Genomic DNA, 18198 nt, shown 5'->3' with positions numbered 1-18198 from the left:
GGTGTTATTGGCCGCCAGCAGCGTTAACTGTGTCAGCTCATCGCCCATCAATTCACTGGCGACCTGGAAGTCAGCACCGACAATCGGCTTGATCCCCGCGCCGTGCGCACTACCGTAAAAACGCACCAGCCCGCACAGGTTGATGTAGTCGGTAATGGCGATCGCCGCATTCCCAGCGCAGCCGCCTTTTTGACTAACGGTCCGGTTTTCGCCAGACCATCAACCATGGAGTAATCGCTGTGGACGCGCAGATGTATAAAACGAGGTTCAGCCATATCAGTTTCCGGTTAAAACAGCGTCAGGCTATTAAAGCGTAGTTGGCTGGCGGGCTGCCAGCACGTCAGCATCAATCAAGGCGTTACGCACCGGCGCAAAGCTGCGACGGTGATGAGGTGTGGCGCCGTGCTGCGTCAGCTTTTCCATATGCAGCGCGGTTGGATAACCTTTGTGTTGCGCAAAGCCATATTGCGGGAACAGCAGATCCAGCTCGGCCATTTCACGATCGCGCGTGACTTTGGCGATGATCGAAGCGGCACTGATCTCTTTCACCAGGCTATCGCCCTTCACCACCGCCTGCGAGGGCATCGGCAGCGCGGGACAACGGTTGCCATCGATCAGCACAAAGTCCGGCGCGATGTGCAAACCCGCGACCGCGCGCTGCATCGCCAGCATGGTGGCATGCAAAATATTGAGCTGATCGATCTCTTCTGGCTCGGCTCGGCCAAGACTCCAGGCCAGCGCCTTCTCTTTGATCTCGTCATACAGCGCCAGACGACGCTTCTCAGAGAGTTTTTTCGAGTCGGCCAGTCCGGCAATCGGGTTGGCGGGATCAAGGATCACCGCCGCCGTCACCACTGCGCCAACCAGCGGACCGCGTCCGACCTCATCAACGCCAGCAATCAGCTGCGCGTTGGGATAGATAAATTCAGCCATTGATGATCTCCAGTACCGCATCCGCCGCCTGCTCATCGGCATTCCAGCGAATCTGTTGATGCAGTTTGGTGAAGGTTTTCAGCAGCGCATCGCGCTCAGGGCCCGCGTGAAGTAGCGGCTCCAGCGCCGCGGCTAACGCTTCGGGCTGACACTCGTCCTGCAGCAACTCTTTCACCAGCTCGCGACCGGCTAACAGATTTGGCAGGGAAACGTACGGCGTTTTTACCAAACGTTTTGCCAGCCAGAAGGTCGACGGCTTCATACGATAGCCAACCACCATCGGGCATTTCGCCAGCATGCACTCCAGCGCGGCGGTGCCAGATGCAAGAATAGCGGCATCGCTGGCCAGCATCGCCTGACGACCTTTGCCATCCAGCAAATGCATCGGCAGTTCAGGCGCAACTTGCGCTTTGATCTGCTCAAACTGCTCGCGGCGTTTGGCATTCACCAGCGGCACCACGATTTCCAGCGTTGGATAACGCTGACGCAGCAGCTGCGCGGCGCGCAGGAAATCGGCGCTGAGCATTTCGACTTCTGCACCACGACTGCCTGGCAACAAGCCAAGACAAATCGCTTCTTCAGCAATGCCTAACTCGCGGCGCGCCGCCAGCTTATCGGGCTGCAGCGGCATCGCATCAGCCATGGTGTGGCCGATAAAGCGGCATGGCACGTTAAAACGATCGTAAAACGCTTTCTCAAACGGCAGGAATGCCAGCACCAGATTAGTGTTGCGGCCGATTTTGAAAACACGCTTTTGACGCCACGCCCAAACGGAAGGGCTGACGTAATGAATAGTGCGAATGCCCGCGCGCTTGAGGCTCCCTTCCAACGTAATGTTGAAATCCGGCGCATCAATGCCGACAAACACATCCGGCTTGAGTTCGGTGAAGCGCTGCGTCAGGTCACGACGAATTTTCAGCAGACGCCGCAGGCGTCCCAGCACTTCGACGATGCCCATCACCGCCAGCTCTTCCATCTCATACCAGGCTTCGCAGCCTTCGGCCTGCATCAGCGGACCGGCCACGCCAACAAAGCGCGCATCAGGATGGCGCGCTTTTAAAGCACGGATGAGACCTGCACCAAGAATATCGCCGGAGGTTTCTCCGGCGACCAGGGCAATCGTTAGGGGACGCGCTGACATGGATTAACGAATCAATCCACGCGTAGAACGGGCAAAGAAGTCATAGAAAGGCTGCACTTCGCTGTGTTGTTTCGCCAGCTCTTCAATCTCTGGTTTCACTTCATCCAGCGTTTTGCCGCTGCGGTACAGCAGTTTGTACGCGTTGCGAATGGCATGCAGCGCTTCTTTGCTAAAGCCGCGACGCTTCAGACCTTCGATGTTGATACCGTATGGCGTTGCGTGGTTGCCCTGCGCAATGACATAAGGCGGCACATCCTGCGCGACGCCTGAACAACCGCCAACCATCACGTGAGCACCAATGGTGCACCACTGATGTACCGCCGTCATGCCGCCAATAATTGCAAAATCATCAACGGTGACGTGACCGCCCAGCGTGGCATTGTTAGCAAAGATGCAGCGATTGCCGATCACGCAGTCATGCGCGATGTGAGCATTCACCATCAGCAGGTTATCGCTGCCGACTTTGGTCACATTGCCGCCCTGCGTAGTGCCACGATGAATGGTGACGCTCTCGCGGATGCGGTTGCGATCGCCAATTTCAACGCGCGTTGGTTCGCCCGCATATTTCAGGTCCTGGTTCACTTCACCAATGGAAGCGAACTGGTAGATCTGATTGTCTTTGCCGATACGCGTGTGGCCGTTCACCACCACGTGCGATTTGAGAACCGTTCCTTCACCAATTTCCACATTGGCACCGATAAAGCAGAACGGACCGATGTGAACATTGGCGCCGATAATGGCACCCTCTTCAATGACAGAACTGGGATGGATATTGGCGGTTGAATCAATCACTTATTATGCCTCCCGGCTACGGGCACACATCATGGTCGCTTCACAGACAATTTTGCCGTCTACGGTCGCCACGCCTTTAAAGCGCGTCAGACCACGACGGGTTTTCTCGAAGGTCACTTCCATGATCATCTGATCGCCCGGCACAACCGGACGTTTGAAACGGGCTTCATCGATACCAGCGAAGTAATAGAGTTCGCCTGGTTCCAGTTTTCCAACGCTTTTGAATGCCAGAATGCCGGTCGCTTGCGCCATCGCTTCCAGAATCAGAACGCCTGGGAAAATCGGCTTACCAGGGAAATGTCCCTGGAAAAACGGTTCGTTAACAGAAACGTTCTTCACCGCGCGCAGATATTTATGCTCTTCAAAATCCAGCACGCGATCAACCAGCAAGAAAGGATAGCGGTGTGGCAGCAGTTCTAAAATCTCTTCAATTTTCAGAGTATGCGTTTCAGTAGTCAAAATACTCTTCCTGTCCTAAAAATCTGATGGCATCAATAACACGGCCTGCACCGATCAAAATGATCTTCCGCAGGCCGCAAATTAGTTCGGGGCGTTTCGCTTTCTTACGATACCTGCTGCCATTCTCGGGTTAGCCGAAGGTGGAAGAAAGTACACTTCTTGTTATGAAAGCGAGTAGCGTGGGATGCGTTTAGTCGTCTTTACCGACCTTACGTTCGATGGCTTTTAAGCGTTTGCTTATTTCATCGATGTTCATCACCAGCGCTGCTGTTTTACGCCAGGTTTTGTTGGGTTGCAGTGGAATACCTGACGAATACACGCCTGGCTCTGTGATGGGGCGCATTACCATACCCATGCCCGTTACGGTCACTTTGTCACAGATTTCCATATGGCCGTTAATGACGCTGGCGCCGCCAATCATACAGTAACGTCCAATCTTCAGACTACCCGCCATGATCACACCACCCGCAACTGCGGTGTTATCACCAATCACGACGTTGTGCGCAATCTGACACTGGTTATCTATGATAACACCATTGCCGATCAGAGTGTTATCCAGCGCGCCGCGATCGATGGTGGTACAGGCACCAATTTCTACCCGATTACCAATCACTACGGTACCCAGTTGTGGGATTTTCACCCAATTGCCGCGATCGTTAGCATAGCCGAAACCATCAGCACCAATAACGGTGCCCGACTGAATCAGACAATCCTGACCAATCTGGATTTCGTGATAAATCGTGACGTTAGCCCACAAACGTGAGCCGCGACCGATACGCGTCTGCTTACCAACAAAACATCCTGCGCCAATAACGACGTCGTCACCCAGCTCTACGCCGGACTCGATCACCGCATTTGCGCCTACCGAAACATTCTTACCCAGCTTAGCCGTTGCATCGATCACCGCGCTGGGCGCGATATTCTGCGCGGGCTGCGGCGTGGTGTCCAGCAGTTGTGCCATGCGGGCATAAGTTAAGTAAGGATTTTTCACCACCAGGGCGGCCGTTTTACACCACTCCAGATCCGCTTCCGTCAGCACCACGGCTGAAGCCTGGATAGTAGCGAGCTGCTCGCGGTAGCGGCTGTTTGCAAGAAAAGTGATTTGGCCAGTTGTGGCGGATTGCATAGAAGCAATGCCGGAGATGACGATATCGCCATCTCCGTGCAATTCTGCATCCAACTGCTGGGCTAAATCAGCCAGTCGAATTGATGACATCAATTATTTAACCTGTTTTACAACGTCAGCAGTGATGTCTTTAGCATCAGAAGAAGAGTACAGCACGGCCTGAGAGTCCAGAACCAGATCGTAACCTTCGCTTTTCGCTACAGACTGAACAGCGGTCTGGATTTTAGCCAGCAGCTTGTTACGCTCCTGCATCTGACGAGTTTGGTTGTCTTTGTCAAAAGCCTGTGCTTTTTGTTCAAAGGCAGCACGCTCAGTAGAGATTTGCTTCTCTTTCTTGGTGCGGTCGCTCGCTTTCATGGTCGATGCATTACGCTGCAGATCCTGAATTTCTTGCTGGATCTTCTGCTGCTGAGACTGGAGGTCAGAGGCGCGGCTCTGGAATTCACCTTCAAGCTGTTTAGCAACAGCAGCACGCTGCGGAGACTGCTGGAAAACCTGGCTCAGGTTCACGACGGCAACTTTATCAGCCGCTTGGGCACCCGCAGAAGCAGCTAACGCAACACCCAGAGCAGCAGCACAGAACAACTTTTTCACTATAAACTCCTTACCTCAACGTGTGTGTTTGCAGCGTGCCGCATTATCAGGCAGCACGCGTGCAAGACGGTATTTTCACTTCCCTGCTCAGAGCCTTACCAGGTTTTACCAATGTTAAACTGGAATTGCTCTGACTTGTCTCCCTCGACTTTCTTCATCGGCTGGGCGTATGAGAATACCAGCGGTCCTAACGGTGACATCCACTGCAGTGCCACACCGGCAGAGACGCGAATGTTATTAGGATCGCTGTAATCTGGCACACCCGCCGCGCGTGTTTCCGCGGTGTTCTGCCATTTGGTATCCCAAACGGTACCGGCATCCATAAACACAGAGGTACGCACGGAATTCGCATACTTCTCGCTCAGGAAAGGCGTTGGCGTGATCAGCTCAAGGCTGGCAATCGCCATGGCGTTACCACCAACCGCATCATCCGACTTACAGATGCCGTTTGGATCTGAGAGATTACAGGTTGACGAGCCATCGTTCAGATACGCAGCTTTAGGACCAATGGTATTGGACTGGAAGCCACGAACTGTGCTCGAACCACCGCCGTAGAAGTTCTCATAGAACGGCATCTCTTTACCATTAAGTCCGTCACCATATCCAACACGGCCACGGCCTAATACTACCCACGTACCATCGCGGTTCAGCGGCACATATTGCTGGCTATCCAATGTCGCTTTGTAGAACGCGTTATCAGAGCCAGGAATAGTCACTTTACCGTTCAGGTTGGTACGATTACCGCGTGTTGGGAAGAAGCCACGGTCTAAGGTGTTGTAGGTCCAACCGTAGTTGAAGGTGAAATCATCTGCAGAGAAATCACCCTCATCATTCAAGCCCTGATGGCGACCAACCGAATCCAGATAACGCCACATCGCTACCTGCGGACGCATGTTGGAGAGGTCGTTATGCACATAACCTAAACCAACGCGCAGCGTGTTGTTTTCGTTGACCGGGAAGCCCAGCGTCCCGTCGAGACCATAACTTTTGTTGGTATAGTCAGACAGATCCGCGTTATCGGCTTTAAAGTCGTTATAGAACAAGCGACCGCCAAGGCTCACACCGTCGACCGTGAAGTACGGATCGGTCAGAGAGAACTCAGCGTAGGTCTGGTAATCGTTTTTGGTACCGCTGATGCCAACGGTGTTACCGGTGCCGAGCCAATTTTCCTGGGTCACACCCACCTGGAAGCTCACGCCACTTTCAGTACCGTAACCAACACCAAAGTTGAAGGTACCGGTGTTACGCTCTTTCACCTTGTAGACCACATCAACCTGGTCTGGTGCACCTGGAACGCGTTGCGTATCCACATCCACGGTTTCGAAGTAACCGGTACGATTCAGACGCTCTTTACCCTGATCGACGAGGTCGCTGCCCAACCAGGCACCTTCCATCTGACGCATTTCACGGCGCAGCACTGAATCTTTTGAGGTGTCGTTACCTTCAAAGCGCACTTTACGCACGTAGTAACGGTTGCCCGCATCCACGTTGATATGCAGCTTGACGGTTTTGTCGGCATCGTTGATTTCTGGTTGGGTCATTACGCGCGGATAGGCGTAACCGTAACGGCCCAGCAATTTCTTGATGTCATCTTCCATTTGGGTGACTTTGGTGCCGTTATACAGCTCACCCGCTGGAATTCTGGTCATCTTTTCGATTTCAGCAGAATGGCCCGCCATGCTGCCGTTCACGATCACGCCGGCAATCTTGTACTGATCGCCTTCGTTGATGTTCACGGTGATGTAGATGCCTTTCTTATCTGGCGTCAGGCTCACCTGCGTGGAATCGATGTTGAAACGCGCATAACCGCGATCCAGATAGAAGCTGCGCAGGGTTTCGAGATCGCCCGCTAACTTCTGCTTCTGGTATTTGCGATCGCCCACTACGTTCCACCATGGCACTTCATCACGCAGTGAGAAGCGCGAGATCAGTTCGTCTGAGCTGAACGCTTTATTGCCGACGATGTTGATCTGCTGGATCTGTGCTGAAACGCCTTCCTGGAAGACGAATTTCAGATCCACACGGTTGCGCGGCAGCGGCGTAGCAATGGCTTTGACGCTGGCGGTGTATTTACCGACGCTGTAGTAGAAGTCTTCCAGGCCCTTCTCGATTGAAGAGAGCGTGGTGCGGTCCAGCGCTTCGCCAACGCGCACGCCAGACGCTTCGAGGTTCTGTTTCAGCTGATCTTCTTTCACCGCTTTGTTGCCGGAGAAAGTGATGTTGGCAATGGTCGGACGCTCTTTCACCTGAACAATCAGGGTTGTACCGTCACGCAGAACCTGCACATCTTCAAAGTTACCGGTAGCGAACAGTGAGCGAATGGTGTTTCTGACGTCATCGTCATTCACCGTATCACCGACACGTACCGGCATGCTGAGCAGAGCCGCGCCGACGGCGACTCGCTGGAGACCTTCGAAATGAATGTCCTTCACTACGAAATCGTCTGCACCGTAAACGGTGGCGCTGCTAAACAGCAGCGACGCTATGAGCAACTTTTTCATCGCCATCGTTGTTATGCGTTTTCCTAACACATCCCGCGTCTGTATGCGTTCCAGCTATTACAGACGAGAGAAATCATTGAAAAGTGCAAGCCCCATTAACAGCACTAGCAAGATTGAGCCAATGCGATAACTAAAGTCCTGAACTCGCTCGGACACCGGTCCACCTTTGATCTTTTCGATCGCCAGAAAGAGCAGATGACCACCATCTAAAACCGGCAGAGGGAACAGGTTAATGATGCCCAGGTTGACGCTGATAAGCGCCAGGAACATCAGGTAATAAATCACCCCGTACTCTGCTGATAACCCGGCACCCTGCGCGATCGAAATCGGCCCGCTCAGGTTATTCAGCTTCACATCCCCGATTATCAACTTGCCCAGCATGGAGACCGTTAGCTTCATCAGCTGCCAGGTTTTTACACTGGCTTCGCCGATCGCCGCAAAAGGCCCATACTGCCTTACCGTTTTGTACTCATCAGGCAGCGGAATCACACGCGGTATTACACCCGCGAAGCCTTCCGCTTCCTTGCCCGGTTTCGCTTCCGGCGTTAACGTCAACGCCACAGGTTCGCCGTTGCGCTCGATATCTAGCGCCATGTTTTTGCCCGGATTATCCCGCACCTGTGCCGCAAAAGCCTGCCACTGTGACAATGGCTGACCATCGACTTTAACGATCCTATCGCCCGCTTGCAAACCAGCATTGCTTGCCGGTGAGTTTGCCTGAACTTCGGCTAAGGTCGTTTCAATCTGCGGCCCACGTGGACGAATACCTAAAGCGACCACCGGATCCTGTTTATCAGGCTCAAATTGCCAATCGCGCAAATTTAATTGCTTTTGCTGCGTGGCTTCTTCGCCAAATTGCGACACGGTTAGCGTGGCATCGCTGTCGCCGATTTTACCGATCAGCGCCATACGCACAGCATCCCAATCAGGCGTTTCGATACCATCTACCGCTTTAAGTTCCATGCCGGAGGTAATTTGCGCTTCAGCAGCGACGGAACCGTTCAGAATTTCACCAACCACGGGACGCACACCCGGCACGCCGTGAATAAACACGACCCAGTAAGCGAAGATAGCGAAGATGAAGTTGGCGATAGGGCCGGCTGCGATGATCGAAGCTCGCTGAAGCACGGTTTTATTGTTGAAGGCTTGATGACGCAGTTCGGCGGGAACGCTCTCAACGCGTTCGTCGAGCATTTTGACGTAGCCGCCGAGAGGAATCAGCGCGATAACATATTCGGTGCCCTGACGATCGCTGCGACGCCACAGCGCTTTACCAAAGCCAATTGAGAAACGTTCGACTTTGACACCGCAGCGGCGCGCCACCCAGAAATGGCCAAACTCGTGCACGGTAATCAGCACGCCAAGCGCCACGATAAAGGCGGCAAAACTCCAGAGTATACTCAACATCGTCGGCTATCCTCAGAGGGTGCGGAACACCAACAGCAGCAGGCAGGCAAACACCGGCACCGCAGCAGTCAGGCTATCAATACGATCGAGAATACCACCGTGCCCCGGAATCAAGTTACCGCTGTCTTTAATGCCCGCTTCACGCTTGAACATACTTTCTGTCAGGTCGCCCAATACCGATGCCAGCGTGGCAATCACCGCGCAGATAATCAGCGTGCCCGGCGCAACCGAAAGCGGTGCCAGCAGGGCAAATAGCCAGGCGATGATGGCAGATGACAACAGGCCACCGAAGAAACCTTCCCAGGTTTTACCCGGAGAGACTTTCGGTGCCAGCTTATGTTTGCCAAACAGACGACCAAACATGTAAGCACCAGAATCTGCGCCCCAGACGAGGAACATCACGAACAACAGCCACCATGCGCCGGCGAAATGATCGGTATCGTAATGATACTGACGCAGCGCCATCATGCCCCAGAAGAAGGGAATCAAGGTGAGCAGGCCAAACAGCAGACGCAGCGCACGCGAATGACGCCACAATGCAGCAGAGGCAGGATAGAACAGCACTAAGATGAGCGCGGCAATCCACCACACCAGCGATGCCCAGAGCGAGCCTTCCATCTGGAATTGGTGCAGATTGCGTTGATAGGGTTCAAGAGTAAAAAGCATCGCGGACAGCAACAGACCGCATAGCACGGCGAGCCAGATACGTTGCTGACGCGTTTTCATGCCGGCAAACTGCCCCCATTCCCAGGCGGCAAGCATGCAGATGATGATAGTGATAATCGCAAAACCGGACAGGGGTAACCAGAACAGTGCAGCGATCACCAGCGGAATCAAAATTAACGCGGTAATCAGACGAGACTTCAGCAAAGGTTACCCCCAAATTGCTTAGGCGCCGCCTGGTGCAGTACCGCCATAGCGTCGCTCCCGCGTAGAGAATGCATTCAGTGCACCTTCAAAAACGTTTTCATCAAAATCAGGCCAAAGAACATCGGTAAACCAAAACTCAGCATAGGCGATTTGCCACAGCAGGAAGTTGCTAATCCGATGCTCTCCCCCGGTCCTTATCACTAAATCCACTGGCGCCAGCTCCTGCATACACAAATACGGAGCCAGGCTTTCTTCGGTAATCTGGTCAGGACGCAGTAAACCTTCCTGAACCTGTTCGGCCAATTTTCTGGCACCCTGGATAATATCCCAACGGCCGCCATAGTTGGCAGCAATGTTAAGGGTCAGTCCATTATTTTGCTGAGTCAGTTCCTCGGCGCGGCGAATGCGTTCCTGAATACGGTTATTGAAACGACTGATATCACCAATAATGCGCAGACGCACATTGTGCTTGTGCAGGCTTTTGACTTCGCTGTCGAGCGCCCAGACAAACAACTCCATTAACGCTGTCACTTCCTGAATCGGACGGCTCCAGTTTTCACTGCTGAACGCATAAAGCGTGAGCGCTTCCAGTTTATGGCTAACCGCAAAGCTGACAGCCCGGCGTACTGATTTTACCCCGGCTTTGTGGCCTGAAATACGCAGTTTGCCCTGATTTTTTGCCCAGCGACCATTACCATCCATAATGATGGCCACGTGACGTGGCGTGCAGTACGACTCGTCATCGATTGTGTTGTGATTGTTGGACGACATAACGCGTAATAATTCCTTTCATCAGAAATGCTGTGGTTTCTGAATACATTGCGCCTGCAGCAAACTCCGGCAAACACGCCAGATGACATCGAAACAATGTCGGGCTGTGAAACGCGAGCGAGCGACTATACCATTTTCACCCAGAGCGAACAAATAGCGGGAACTATCAACCTGCTAAACGAAAGCGCGGCAACAATTCATTGGCACGCACGCGCGCTAACCGATCGATCTCCATCACCTCGTCAATGCTGCCTGGCTCCTGACAACTCAGGGTCGCCAGCACTTCGCTGTTGATGGCGGCGATATCGGTAAAGCGAATCTGGTGCTGCAGAAAAGCTGCCACCGCTACTTCATTCGCTGCGTTCAGCGAGGTCGTAGCGGCCTGACCTGTGGCACAGGCATCAATCGCAAGCTTCAGGCAGGGATAGCGCTCGTAGTCCGGCTCGGCAAACGTCAACGACTTCATGCGAGTGAAGTCGAGCGGCGTTACGCCCGCAGAGATACGTGCTGGCCATGCCATGCTGTGCGCGATAGGCGTCCGCATGTCCGGAGAGCCGAGTTGCGCCAGCACGCTGCCGTCGCAATAACGCACCATCGAATGGATAACCGACTGCGGATGCAGGATCACCTCCATCTGCGCGTCAGTCGCATTAAACAGCCAGCGGGCTTCAATGTATTCAAGACCTTTATTCATCATGGTGGCCGAATCAACGGAGATTTTACGCCCCATTGACCAGTTCGGATGCGCACATGCCTGGTCCGGCGACATACCGGCTAAATCCGCTAATGGCGTGTCACGAAAAGGACCACCCGATCCCGTAAGGAGAATCGACTCGATGCCGTTCCCCCGCAGATCAGCGTACCCCAACTGATGCTGTATGGAAGCGGGTAAACTCTGAAAAATGGCGTTGTGCTCACTATCGACGGGTAGCAATTGCACCTGATGTTGGCGTACCGCCTCCATAAACAGACGGCCGCATGTGACAAGCGATTCTTTGTTGGCCAGCAGCACGGTTTTGCCGGCACGAATTGCAGCCATGGTAGGCTGTAAACCTGAGGCGCCAACAATCGCCGCCATCACCTGATCCACATCATCCAGCGCGGCCAATTCGCAGGCAGCCTGAACGCCGGAGAGCACTTCGGTATTAACGTTGAGTGCTTTCAGTCGCTCACGCAGCGCTTGGGCAGATTTCTCGTCGGACATCGCAGCATAGCGCGGCTGGAATTGCAGGCATTGCTCAGCCATCAACGCCACATTCTGGCCGGCCACCAGCGCGGTCACCTGATAAAGTTCAGGATTTGCGGCAATCACCGCCAGCGTACTGGTACCAATGGAGCCGGTCGAACCCAGCAGAGTTAATCGCTTCATCATGCTATCCCTGTGAAGTCGTGGAGGGTGTCCGCAACAGCGCCGGACACAATGTAAAACGCCGCCAGAGTCGAACACGTCTCGTCTCTGAACGGCGTTTTGAAAAGCAGTTGATGGAATTAGAAGTCCATCAGTTCCTTTTCTTTATCGGCCAATGCCGCATCAACACTCTTGATGTGCGCATCGGTCATTTTCTGGATCTCATCCTGCGTACGACGTTCGTCGTCTTCGCTGATCTCTTTGTCTTTCAGCAGCGCTTTGATCTTGTCGTTCGCGTCACGGCGGACGTTACGTACAGAGACACGGCCCTGCTCAGCTTCGCCACGTACGATCTTGATCAGATCTTTACGACGCTCTTCGGTCAGCGCTGGCAGCGGTACACGAATATCGCTACCGGCTGAGCTTGGGTTCAGACCCAAATCAGACGTCATAATCGCTTTCTCAACAGCAGCGCTCAGCGAGCGATCAAATACGTTGATTTTCAACGTACGTGAATCCTCTACTGTCACGCTAGCCAGCTGACGCAGCGGCGTAGGTGTACCGTAATAAGGAACCACAATGCCGTCGAGCAGTGAAGGCGAAGCACGGCCGGTGCGGATTTTGCTGATGTTGTTTTTAAATGCATCCACACATTTTTCCATGCGCGTGTCTGCATCTTTTTTAATGTCGTTAATCACGTTGAAACCCTTGAATTCGGTTGACCTGGCCATTTCCGGGCTAACCGGAAGCGGTATCGATAAACATCGATCATCCTAATTGCTGCGCGATGCCAGAGCATCGCGGCAAAAGAATATACCTTATTTTAACGTGCGTCGGGTATTAATGCGTAATCAGGGTGCCTTCTTTTTCACCCATCACGACGCGACGCAATGCGCCAGGCTTGTTCATGTTGAAGACGCGGATAGGCAGTTTGTGGTCACGCGCCAGCGTAAAGGCGGCGAGATCCATCACTTTGAGCTCTTTATCCAACACTTCTGCATAGCTCAGTTGGTCATACAGCGTGGCATCCGGGTTTTTCACCGGATCTTCAGAGTAGACGCCGTCTACTTTGGTGGCTTTCAGTACCACGTCGGCTTCGATTTCGATGCCGCGCAGGCAAGCTGCAGAGTCAGTGGTAAAGAACGGGTTGCCGGTACCGGCCGCGAAGATCACGACGCGGTTATTGCGCAGCAGGCTGATCGCTTCTGCCCAGCTGTAGTTATCACACACGCCGTTCAGCGGAATCGCTGACATCAAGCGCGCATTGACATACGCACGGTGCAGCGCATCACGCATTGCCAGGCCATTCATTACTGTTGCCAGCATGCCCATATGGTCGCCGACCACACGGTTCATGCCCGCCTGGGCCAGACCTGCGCCGCGGAACAGGTTACCGCCACCAATAACCACACCCACCTGAATGCCCAATTCAACCAGCTCTTTAACCTCTTGCGCCATGCGGTCAAGCACGCTCGCGTCGATGCCAAAACCTTCGGCACCTTGCAGTGCTTCGCCACTCAGTTTTAGCAGGATACGTTGATATACAGGTTTTGCGTTGGTCGCCATGGTCAGTTCTTCCTGGAAGATATGATGAAAAGGAGAAGTAAAATCTGGTCGATCATCCGCAAAGCCCGCGAGAAAAGCTATTGGGATGAGACTGAAAGTGCTGCACTAAATCGCAGACAAAAAAGAACCGCCTTGTGGCGGTTCTTTCGGACCATTAAGACTGTTTGGACATTGCAGCAACTTCTGCTGCGAAGTCAGCTTCAACTTTCTCAATGCCTTCACCCACTTCGAAGCGGATGAAGTTGATGACGTCAGCGTTTTTCTCTTTCAACGCCTGGCCAACGGTTTTGCTTGGGTCGATAACGAAAGCCTGACCGGTCAGAGAAACTTCGCCGGTGAATTTCTTCATGCGGCCTTCAACCATTTTCTCTGCGATTTCTTTTGGCTTGCCAGACTGCATGGCGATGTCCAGCTGAACCTGGTACTCTTTCTCAACCACGTCTGCAGACACGTCTTCTGGCTTAACGAACTCTGGCTTGCTTGCAGCGATGTGCATAGCAACTTGCTTGCTCAGTTCTTCGTCAGCACCGGTGGTCGAAACAACCACACCGATACGTGCGCCGTGCTGATAGCTGTTCAGCTCAGCGCCTTCCAGGATAGCAACACGACGGATGTTGATGTTCTCACCGATTTTCGCAACCAGCGCTACGCGTTCTTCTTCGAACTGCGCTTTCAGAACTTCCACATCGGTAACTTTGCCAGCGACAGCTGCATCCAGAACCTTTTCAACAAACGCCAGGAAACCGCCATCTTTAGCAACGAAGTCGGTCTGGCAGTTTACTTCCAGGATCGCTGCGAAGCCGTCAGCGATTTTGGTTTTGATCACGCCATCAGCAGCAACGTTGCCTGCTTTCTTAGCGGCTTTGATTGCGCCAGATTTGCGCATGTTCTCAATCGCCAGCTCGATGTCGCCGTTCGCTTCGGTCAGCGCTTTTTTGCAGTCCATCATGCCTGCGCCAGTACGCTCACGCAGTTCTTTTACCAATGCAGCGGTAATATCAGCCATTCCAGAATCCTCGATTCGTCTCTGTGTGCTCACACACTGTCAGAAACTTGTTGCGGAAAATTTACTCTGCCCCGCTCGCTCTGCAGTGAGCGTGACAGACTTAGATAAAATAAAGGGGCCTGAACGGCCCCCTTAACAGATAACATCTGATGTCTAAGGGCTCTTAGAAAGAGCGAACCTTATTAAGCTTCAGCAGCTTCTTCAGCCTGCTCAGCCAGATCCTGTGAACGGCCTTCGCGCACGGTAGTGGCAACGGCAGTCAGGTACAGGCTTACAGCACGGATCGCATCGTCGTTACCTGGGATAACGAAGTCAACGCCGTCTGGATCAGAGTTGGTATCAACGATAGCAAATACTGGGATACCCAGGTTGTTTGCTTCTTTGATAGCGATGTGCTCGTGATCAGCGTCAACAACGAACAGTGCATCCGGCAGACCGCCCATATCTTTGATACCGCCCAGGCTGTTTTCCAGCTTGGCCAGTTCGCGAGTGCGCATCAGCGCTTCTTTCTTGGTCAGTTTGTCGAAAGTACCGTCCTGAGACTGAGACTCAAGATCTTTCAGGCGTTTGATTGACTGACGAACGGTTTTCCAGTTAGTCAGCATGCCACCCAACCAGCGGTGGTTTACGAAGAACTGGTCGCAGCTCAGAGCTGACTCTTTTACCGCTTCGGCAGCAGCGCGCTTAGTACCAACGATCAGAATCTTACCTTTACGGGAAGAGATCTTTTTCAACTCAGCCAGAGCGTCGTTGAACATTGGCACAGTCTGCTCGAGGTTGATGATGTGAACCTTGTTACGTGCGCCGAAGATGAATGGCTTCATTTTCGGGTTCCAGTAACGGGTCTGGTGACCAAAGTGAACACCAGCCTTGAGCATGTCGCGCATTGAAACAGTTGCCATGATTACCTCTAAAGTTTGATTTGGGGTTGGGCCTCCATGTATCCCATACGACCGACCTCTTTCAAGGCACCCCGGCGTATGTGTCGATACATGTGTGTTTTAGTACACATAATGAGTTTTATGCGTTTCCTGCCAGCCAAACGTCGGTGACAGAGAATCGTCGGCGCGCTTTATACCACAATGCGCAGGAATACGCCAATAGTAGTTGAGCGCCGCAGGCGCAGACAATCGCCATTTGGCAGCCCTTTTGCTGGCTGCTAACATGACTGCCACAGAACTCATTATTGTCGAAAATTCCGACGATTGCGGATTAATTTAATGGCTATTTCAATTAAAACCCCTGAAGAAATCGAAAAAATGCGCGTTGCGGGCCGTCTTGCGGCTGAAGTGCTGGAGATGATTGCACCGCACGTGGTGCCTGGCGTCACCACCGGTGAACTGGATCGTCTCTGCCACGAACACATCACGCAGAAGCAGCAGGCGATTTCCGCCTGCCTCGGCTATCACGGCTTTCCGAAGTCGGTGTGTATTTCGGTGAATGAAGTGGTATGTCACGGTATTCCGAGCGACGATCGTGTGCTGAAAGATGGCGACGTGGTTAACGTCGATGTCACGGTGATCAAGGATGAGTATCACGGCGATACCTCAAAAATGTTCATCGTCGGTAAAGCGACCATTCAGGGCGAGCGCCTGTGTCGCGTTACCCAGGAAAGTCTCTATATCGCGCTGCGCCTGGTGAAGCCGGGGATTCGTCTGCGTGAGCTGGGCCGTGCGATTCAGCAGTATGTCGAAGCCCAGGATTTTTCAGTGGTGCGCGAGTATTGCGGTCATGGCATCGGCAAAGGCTTCCACGAAGAGCCGCAGGTCCTGCATTACGACGCGGATGACAGCGGCGTAGTGTTGCAAGCTGGCATGACCTTCACCATCGAACCGATGGTGAATGCCGGTGATTACCGCATCCGCACCATGAAGGACGGCTGGACCGTGAAAACCAAAGATCGCAGCTTGTCCGCACAGTATGAGCATACTATTGTGGTGACAGAAAACGGCTGTGAGATTCTGACGCTGCGTGAAGACGACACCATTCCAGCGGTGCTCGAAAACGTCGCGTAATCATCTCGCTGACAGTACCAGGCCGGCTTATAGCTGGCCTTTTTTATGTGCGTAATGAAGAGGCATGTTGATGAGTGGTAGCGTGACCGAAGCAGTACACAAAGGCCTGACCGATTCCCCCGCCAGCTGGCCCGATGACGCCCTGACGCGCGACAAGCTCAAACAATATCTTGAGCAATTCCAGCAGCATCTTGGCATCGCATTTGATGCGGGCACCGATATCGAATCGCTGATCGATGCGCGCACGCTGTTTATCGACCGCTTATTGCGTCGCCTGTGGCGCTTCTTTGGTTTCGACCAGATGAAGGAGATCGCGCTGGTTGCCGTTGGCGGCTATGGTCGCGGGGAACTGCATCCGCTTTCCGATATTGATGTACTGATCCTCAGCCGCCAGCCGCTGGATGACGCAGCCGCGCAGCGCACCAGCGAGCTGCTAACGCTGATGTGGGATTTGAAGCTGGAAGTCGGTCATAGCGTACGTACGCTGGAAGAGTGCCTGCTGGAAGGCTTATCCGATCTCACGGTCGCCACCAATCTTATCGAATCGCGCATGCTCACCGGCGATGTAGCGCTGTTTCTCGAACTGCAAAAGAACATCTTCAGCGATGGCTTCTGGCCGTCGTCGCGCTTCTTCGCCGCCAAAATTGAAGAGCAGCAGGAGCGCCACCAGCGCTATCACGGCACCAGCTACAACCTCGAGCCGGATATTAAAAGCAGCCCCGGCGGCCTGCGCGACATTCACACGCTGCAATGGGTGGCGCGCCGTCACTTTGGCGCCACCACCATGGATGAAATGGTCGGTTTCGGCTTTATCACCGAAGCGGAACGCAATGAAATCAATGAGTGTCAGGAATTTTTGTGGCGCATTCGTTTTGCGCTGCACTTAACGCTGACGCGTTATGACAACCGCCTGCTGTTCGATCGCCAGCTGACCGTCGCTCAGCGCCTCAACTATCTGGGCGAAGTCAACGAGCCGGTTGAGCGCATGATGAAGGACTTCTACCGCGTTACGCGCCGCATCGGCGAACTCAATCAGATGCTGCTGCAGCTGTTCGATGAAGCGATTCTGGCGCTGTCGACCACCGAAAAGCCGCGCAATATTGATGATGACTTCCAGATTCGCGGTGACCTCATTGACCTGCGCGATCTCACGCTGTTTGAACGTGAGCCGCAAGCCATCCTGCGTATGTTCTACGTGATGGTGCGCAACGAAAACATCAAAGGCATTTACTCCACCACGCTGCGGCAGCTGCGCTATGCGCGCCGCCATCTGAAACAGCCGCTGTGCCAGATTCCTGAAGCGCGTGAAACCTTTATGGCGATTCTGCGTCATCCGGGCGCGGTAAAGCGCGCGCTGGTGCCGATGCATCGTCACAGCGTGTTGTGGGCGTATACGCCGCTGTGGGGCAACATCGTCGGCCAGATGCAGTTCGATCTGTTCCACGCTTACACGGTGGATGAGCACACCATTCGCGTGCTGCAAAAGCTGGAGAGTTTTGCCGACGAAGCCACACGCCCGATGCATCCGCTGTGCGTTGAACTCTGGCCGCGCCTGCCGCAACCGGAACTGTTGCTGATGGCCGCGCTGCTGCACGATATCGCCAAAGGCCGCAACGGCGATCACTCGATTCTCGGCGCGCAGGATGCGCTCGACTTCGCCGAATTACAT

17 protein-coding genes and 1 pseudogene are annotated in these 18198 nt (G+C 53.6%); 2 read left to right on the top strand and 16 right to left on the bottom strand.

Annotated elements, in window-relative coordinates; genetic code table 11:
- The 16 genes and pseudogenes from RTY00_RS05105 to rpsB all read right to left on the bottom strand — a co-directional run.
- Window positions 1-275, bottom strand: a pseudogene (locus RTY00_RS05105) (PHP domain-containing protein); the annotation flags it as partial.
- Between the two features lie 31 nt (window positions 276-306).
- The gene (gene rnhB / locus RTY00_RS05100) at window positions 307-933 is read right to left on the bottom strand and encodes a ribonuclease HII (RefSeq protein WP_312663651.1); all 627 of its coding nucleotides are present in this window, start codon (window positions 931-933) and stop codon (window positions 307-309) included.
- Window positions 926-2074, bottom strand: a complete 1149-nt coding sequence (lpxB, locus tag RTY00_RS05095) for a lipid-A-disaccharide synthase (RefSeq protein WP_312663650.1) — start codon at window positions 2072-2074, stop codon at window positions 926-928. The genes rnhB and lpxB overlap by 8 nt, the downstream gene beginning before the upstream one ends.
- Before the next feature lie 3 nt (window positions 2075-2077).
- Window positions 2078-2866, bottom strand: coding sequence for an acyl-ACP--UDP-N-acetylglucosamine O-acyltransferase (lpxA, locus tag RTY00_RS05090; RefSeq protein ID WP_312663649.1), 789 nt, complete (start codon window positions 2864-2866; stop codon window positions 2078-2080).
- A 3-nt stretch (window positions 2867-2869) separates the two neighbouring features.
- Complete coding sequence (gene fabZ, locus RTY00_RS05085) at window positions 2870-3325, bottom strand: 3-hydroxyacyl-ACP dehydratase FabZ (RefSeq protein ID WP_007893924.1); 456 nt, start codon at window positions 3323-3325, stop codon at window positions 2870-2872.
- Window positions 3326-3515: 190 nt separating this feature from the next.
- Window positions 3516-4541, bottom strand: a complete 1026-nt coding sequence (gene lpxD / locus RTY00_RS05080) for a UDP-3-O-(3-hydroxymyristoyl)glucosamine N-acyltransferase (protein WP_265301292.1) — start codon at window positions 4539-4541, stop codon at window positions 3516-3518.
- Between the two features lie 3 nt (window positions 4542-4544).
- Window positions 4545-5045, bottom strand: coding sequence for an OmpH family outer membrane protein (locus RTY00_RS05075; protein ID WP_008108478.1), 501 nt, complete (start codon window positions 5043-5045; stop codon window positions 4545-4547).
- A 95-nt stretch (window positions 5046-5140) separates the two neighbouring features.
- Window positions 5141-7552, bottom strand: a complete 2412-nt coding sequence (bamA, locus tag RTY00_RS05070) for an outer membrane protein assembly factor BamA (RefSeq protein ID WP_312663648.1) — start codon at window positions 7550-7552, stop codon at window positions 5141-5143.
- Between the two features lie 51 nt (window positions 7553-7603).
- Complete coding sequence (gene rseP, locus RTY00_RS05065; RefSeq protein WP_008108480.1) at window positions 7604-8953, bottom strand: sigma E protease regulator RseP; 1350 nt, start codon at window positions 8951-8953, stop codon at window positions 7604-7606.
- Between the two features lie 12 nt (window positions 8954-8965).
- Window positions 8966-9823, bottom strand: a complete 858-nt coding sequence (gene cdsA / locus RTY00_RS05060; protein WP_154154075.1) for a phosphatidate cytidylyltransferase — start codon at window positions 9821-9823, stop codon at window positions 8966-8968.
- Between the two features lie 18 nt (window positions 9824-9841).
- A complete protein-coding gene (gene ispU, locus RTY00_RS05055) occupies window positions 9842-10594 on the bottom strand; it encodes a (2E,6E)-farnesyl-diphosphate-specific ditrans,polycis-undecaprenyl-diphosphate synthase (protein ID WP_007893909.1) in 753 nt (250 codons plus the stop codon).
- 166 nt (window positions 10595-10760) lie between these two features.
- Window positions 10761-11963 (bottom strand): 1-deoxy-D-xylulose-5-phosphate reductoisomerase, encoded by a 1203-nt coding sequence (gene ispC, locus RTY00_RS05050; RefSeq protein WP_193372753.1) that lies wholly within the window; start codon window positions 11961-11963, stop codon window positions 10761-10763.
- A 119-nt stretch (window positions 11964-12082) separates the two neighbouring features.
- A complete protein-coding gene (frr, locus tag RTY00_RS05045; RefSeq protein WP_036649587.1) occupies window positions 12083-12640 on the bottom strand; it encodes a ribosome recycling factor in 558 nt (185 codons plus the stop codon).
- A gap of 142 nt (window positions 12641-12782) precedes the next feature.
- A complete protein-coding gene (pyrH, locus tag RTY00_RS05040) occupies window positions 12783-13508 on the bottom strand; it encodes a UMP kinase (protein WP_007893903.1) in 726 nt (241 codons plus the stop codon).
- Between the two features lie 154 nt (window positions 13509-13662).
- Entirely contained in the window at window positions 13663-14514 is an 852-nt protein-coding gene (gene tsf / locus RTY00_RS05035; protein ID WP_312663645.1) for a translation elongation factor Ts, read from the bottom strand.
- Between the two features lie 182 nt (window positions 14515-14696).
- Window positions 14697-15416, bottom strand: a complete 720-nt coding sequence (gene rpsB, locus RTY00_RS05030; protein ID WP_007893898.1) for a 30S ribosomal protein S2 — start codon at window positions 15414-15416, stop codon at window positions 14697-14699.
- Window positions 15417-15734: 318 nt separating this feature from the next.
- Here rpsB and map point away from each other — a divergent pair, with 318 nt between their 5' ends.
- Window positions 15735-16529 carry a type I methionyl aminopeptidase gene (gene map / locus RTY00_RS05025; RefSeq protein ID WP_008108487.1) on the top strand — a complete coding sequence of 265 codons (795 nt, stop codon included), beginning with the start codon at window positions 15735-15737 and terminating at the stop codon, window positions 16527-16529.
- 70 nt (window positions 16530-16599) lie between these two features.
- The coding region (gene glnD, locus RTY00_RS05020) for a [protein-PII] uridylyltransferase (protein ID WP_312663643.1) at window positions 16600-18198 on the top strand (1599 nt) is incomplete at its 3' end.

The sequence above is a fragment of the Pantoea sp. CTOTU49201 genome (assembly GCF_032054795.1).
In the GTDB taxonomy this organism is placed as follows: domain Bacteria; phylum Pseudomonadota; class Gammaproteobacteria; order Enterobacterales; family Enterobacteriaceae; genus Pantoea; species Pantoea symbiotica.
The sequence above is the reverse complement of the archived record's forward strand: the minus strand, read 5'-3'. Positions and strand labels throughout refer to the sequence as shown.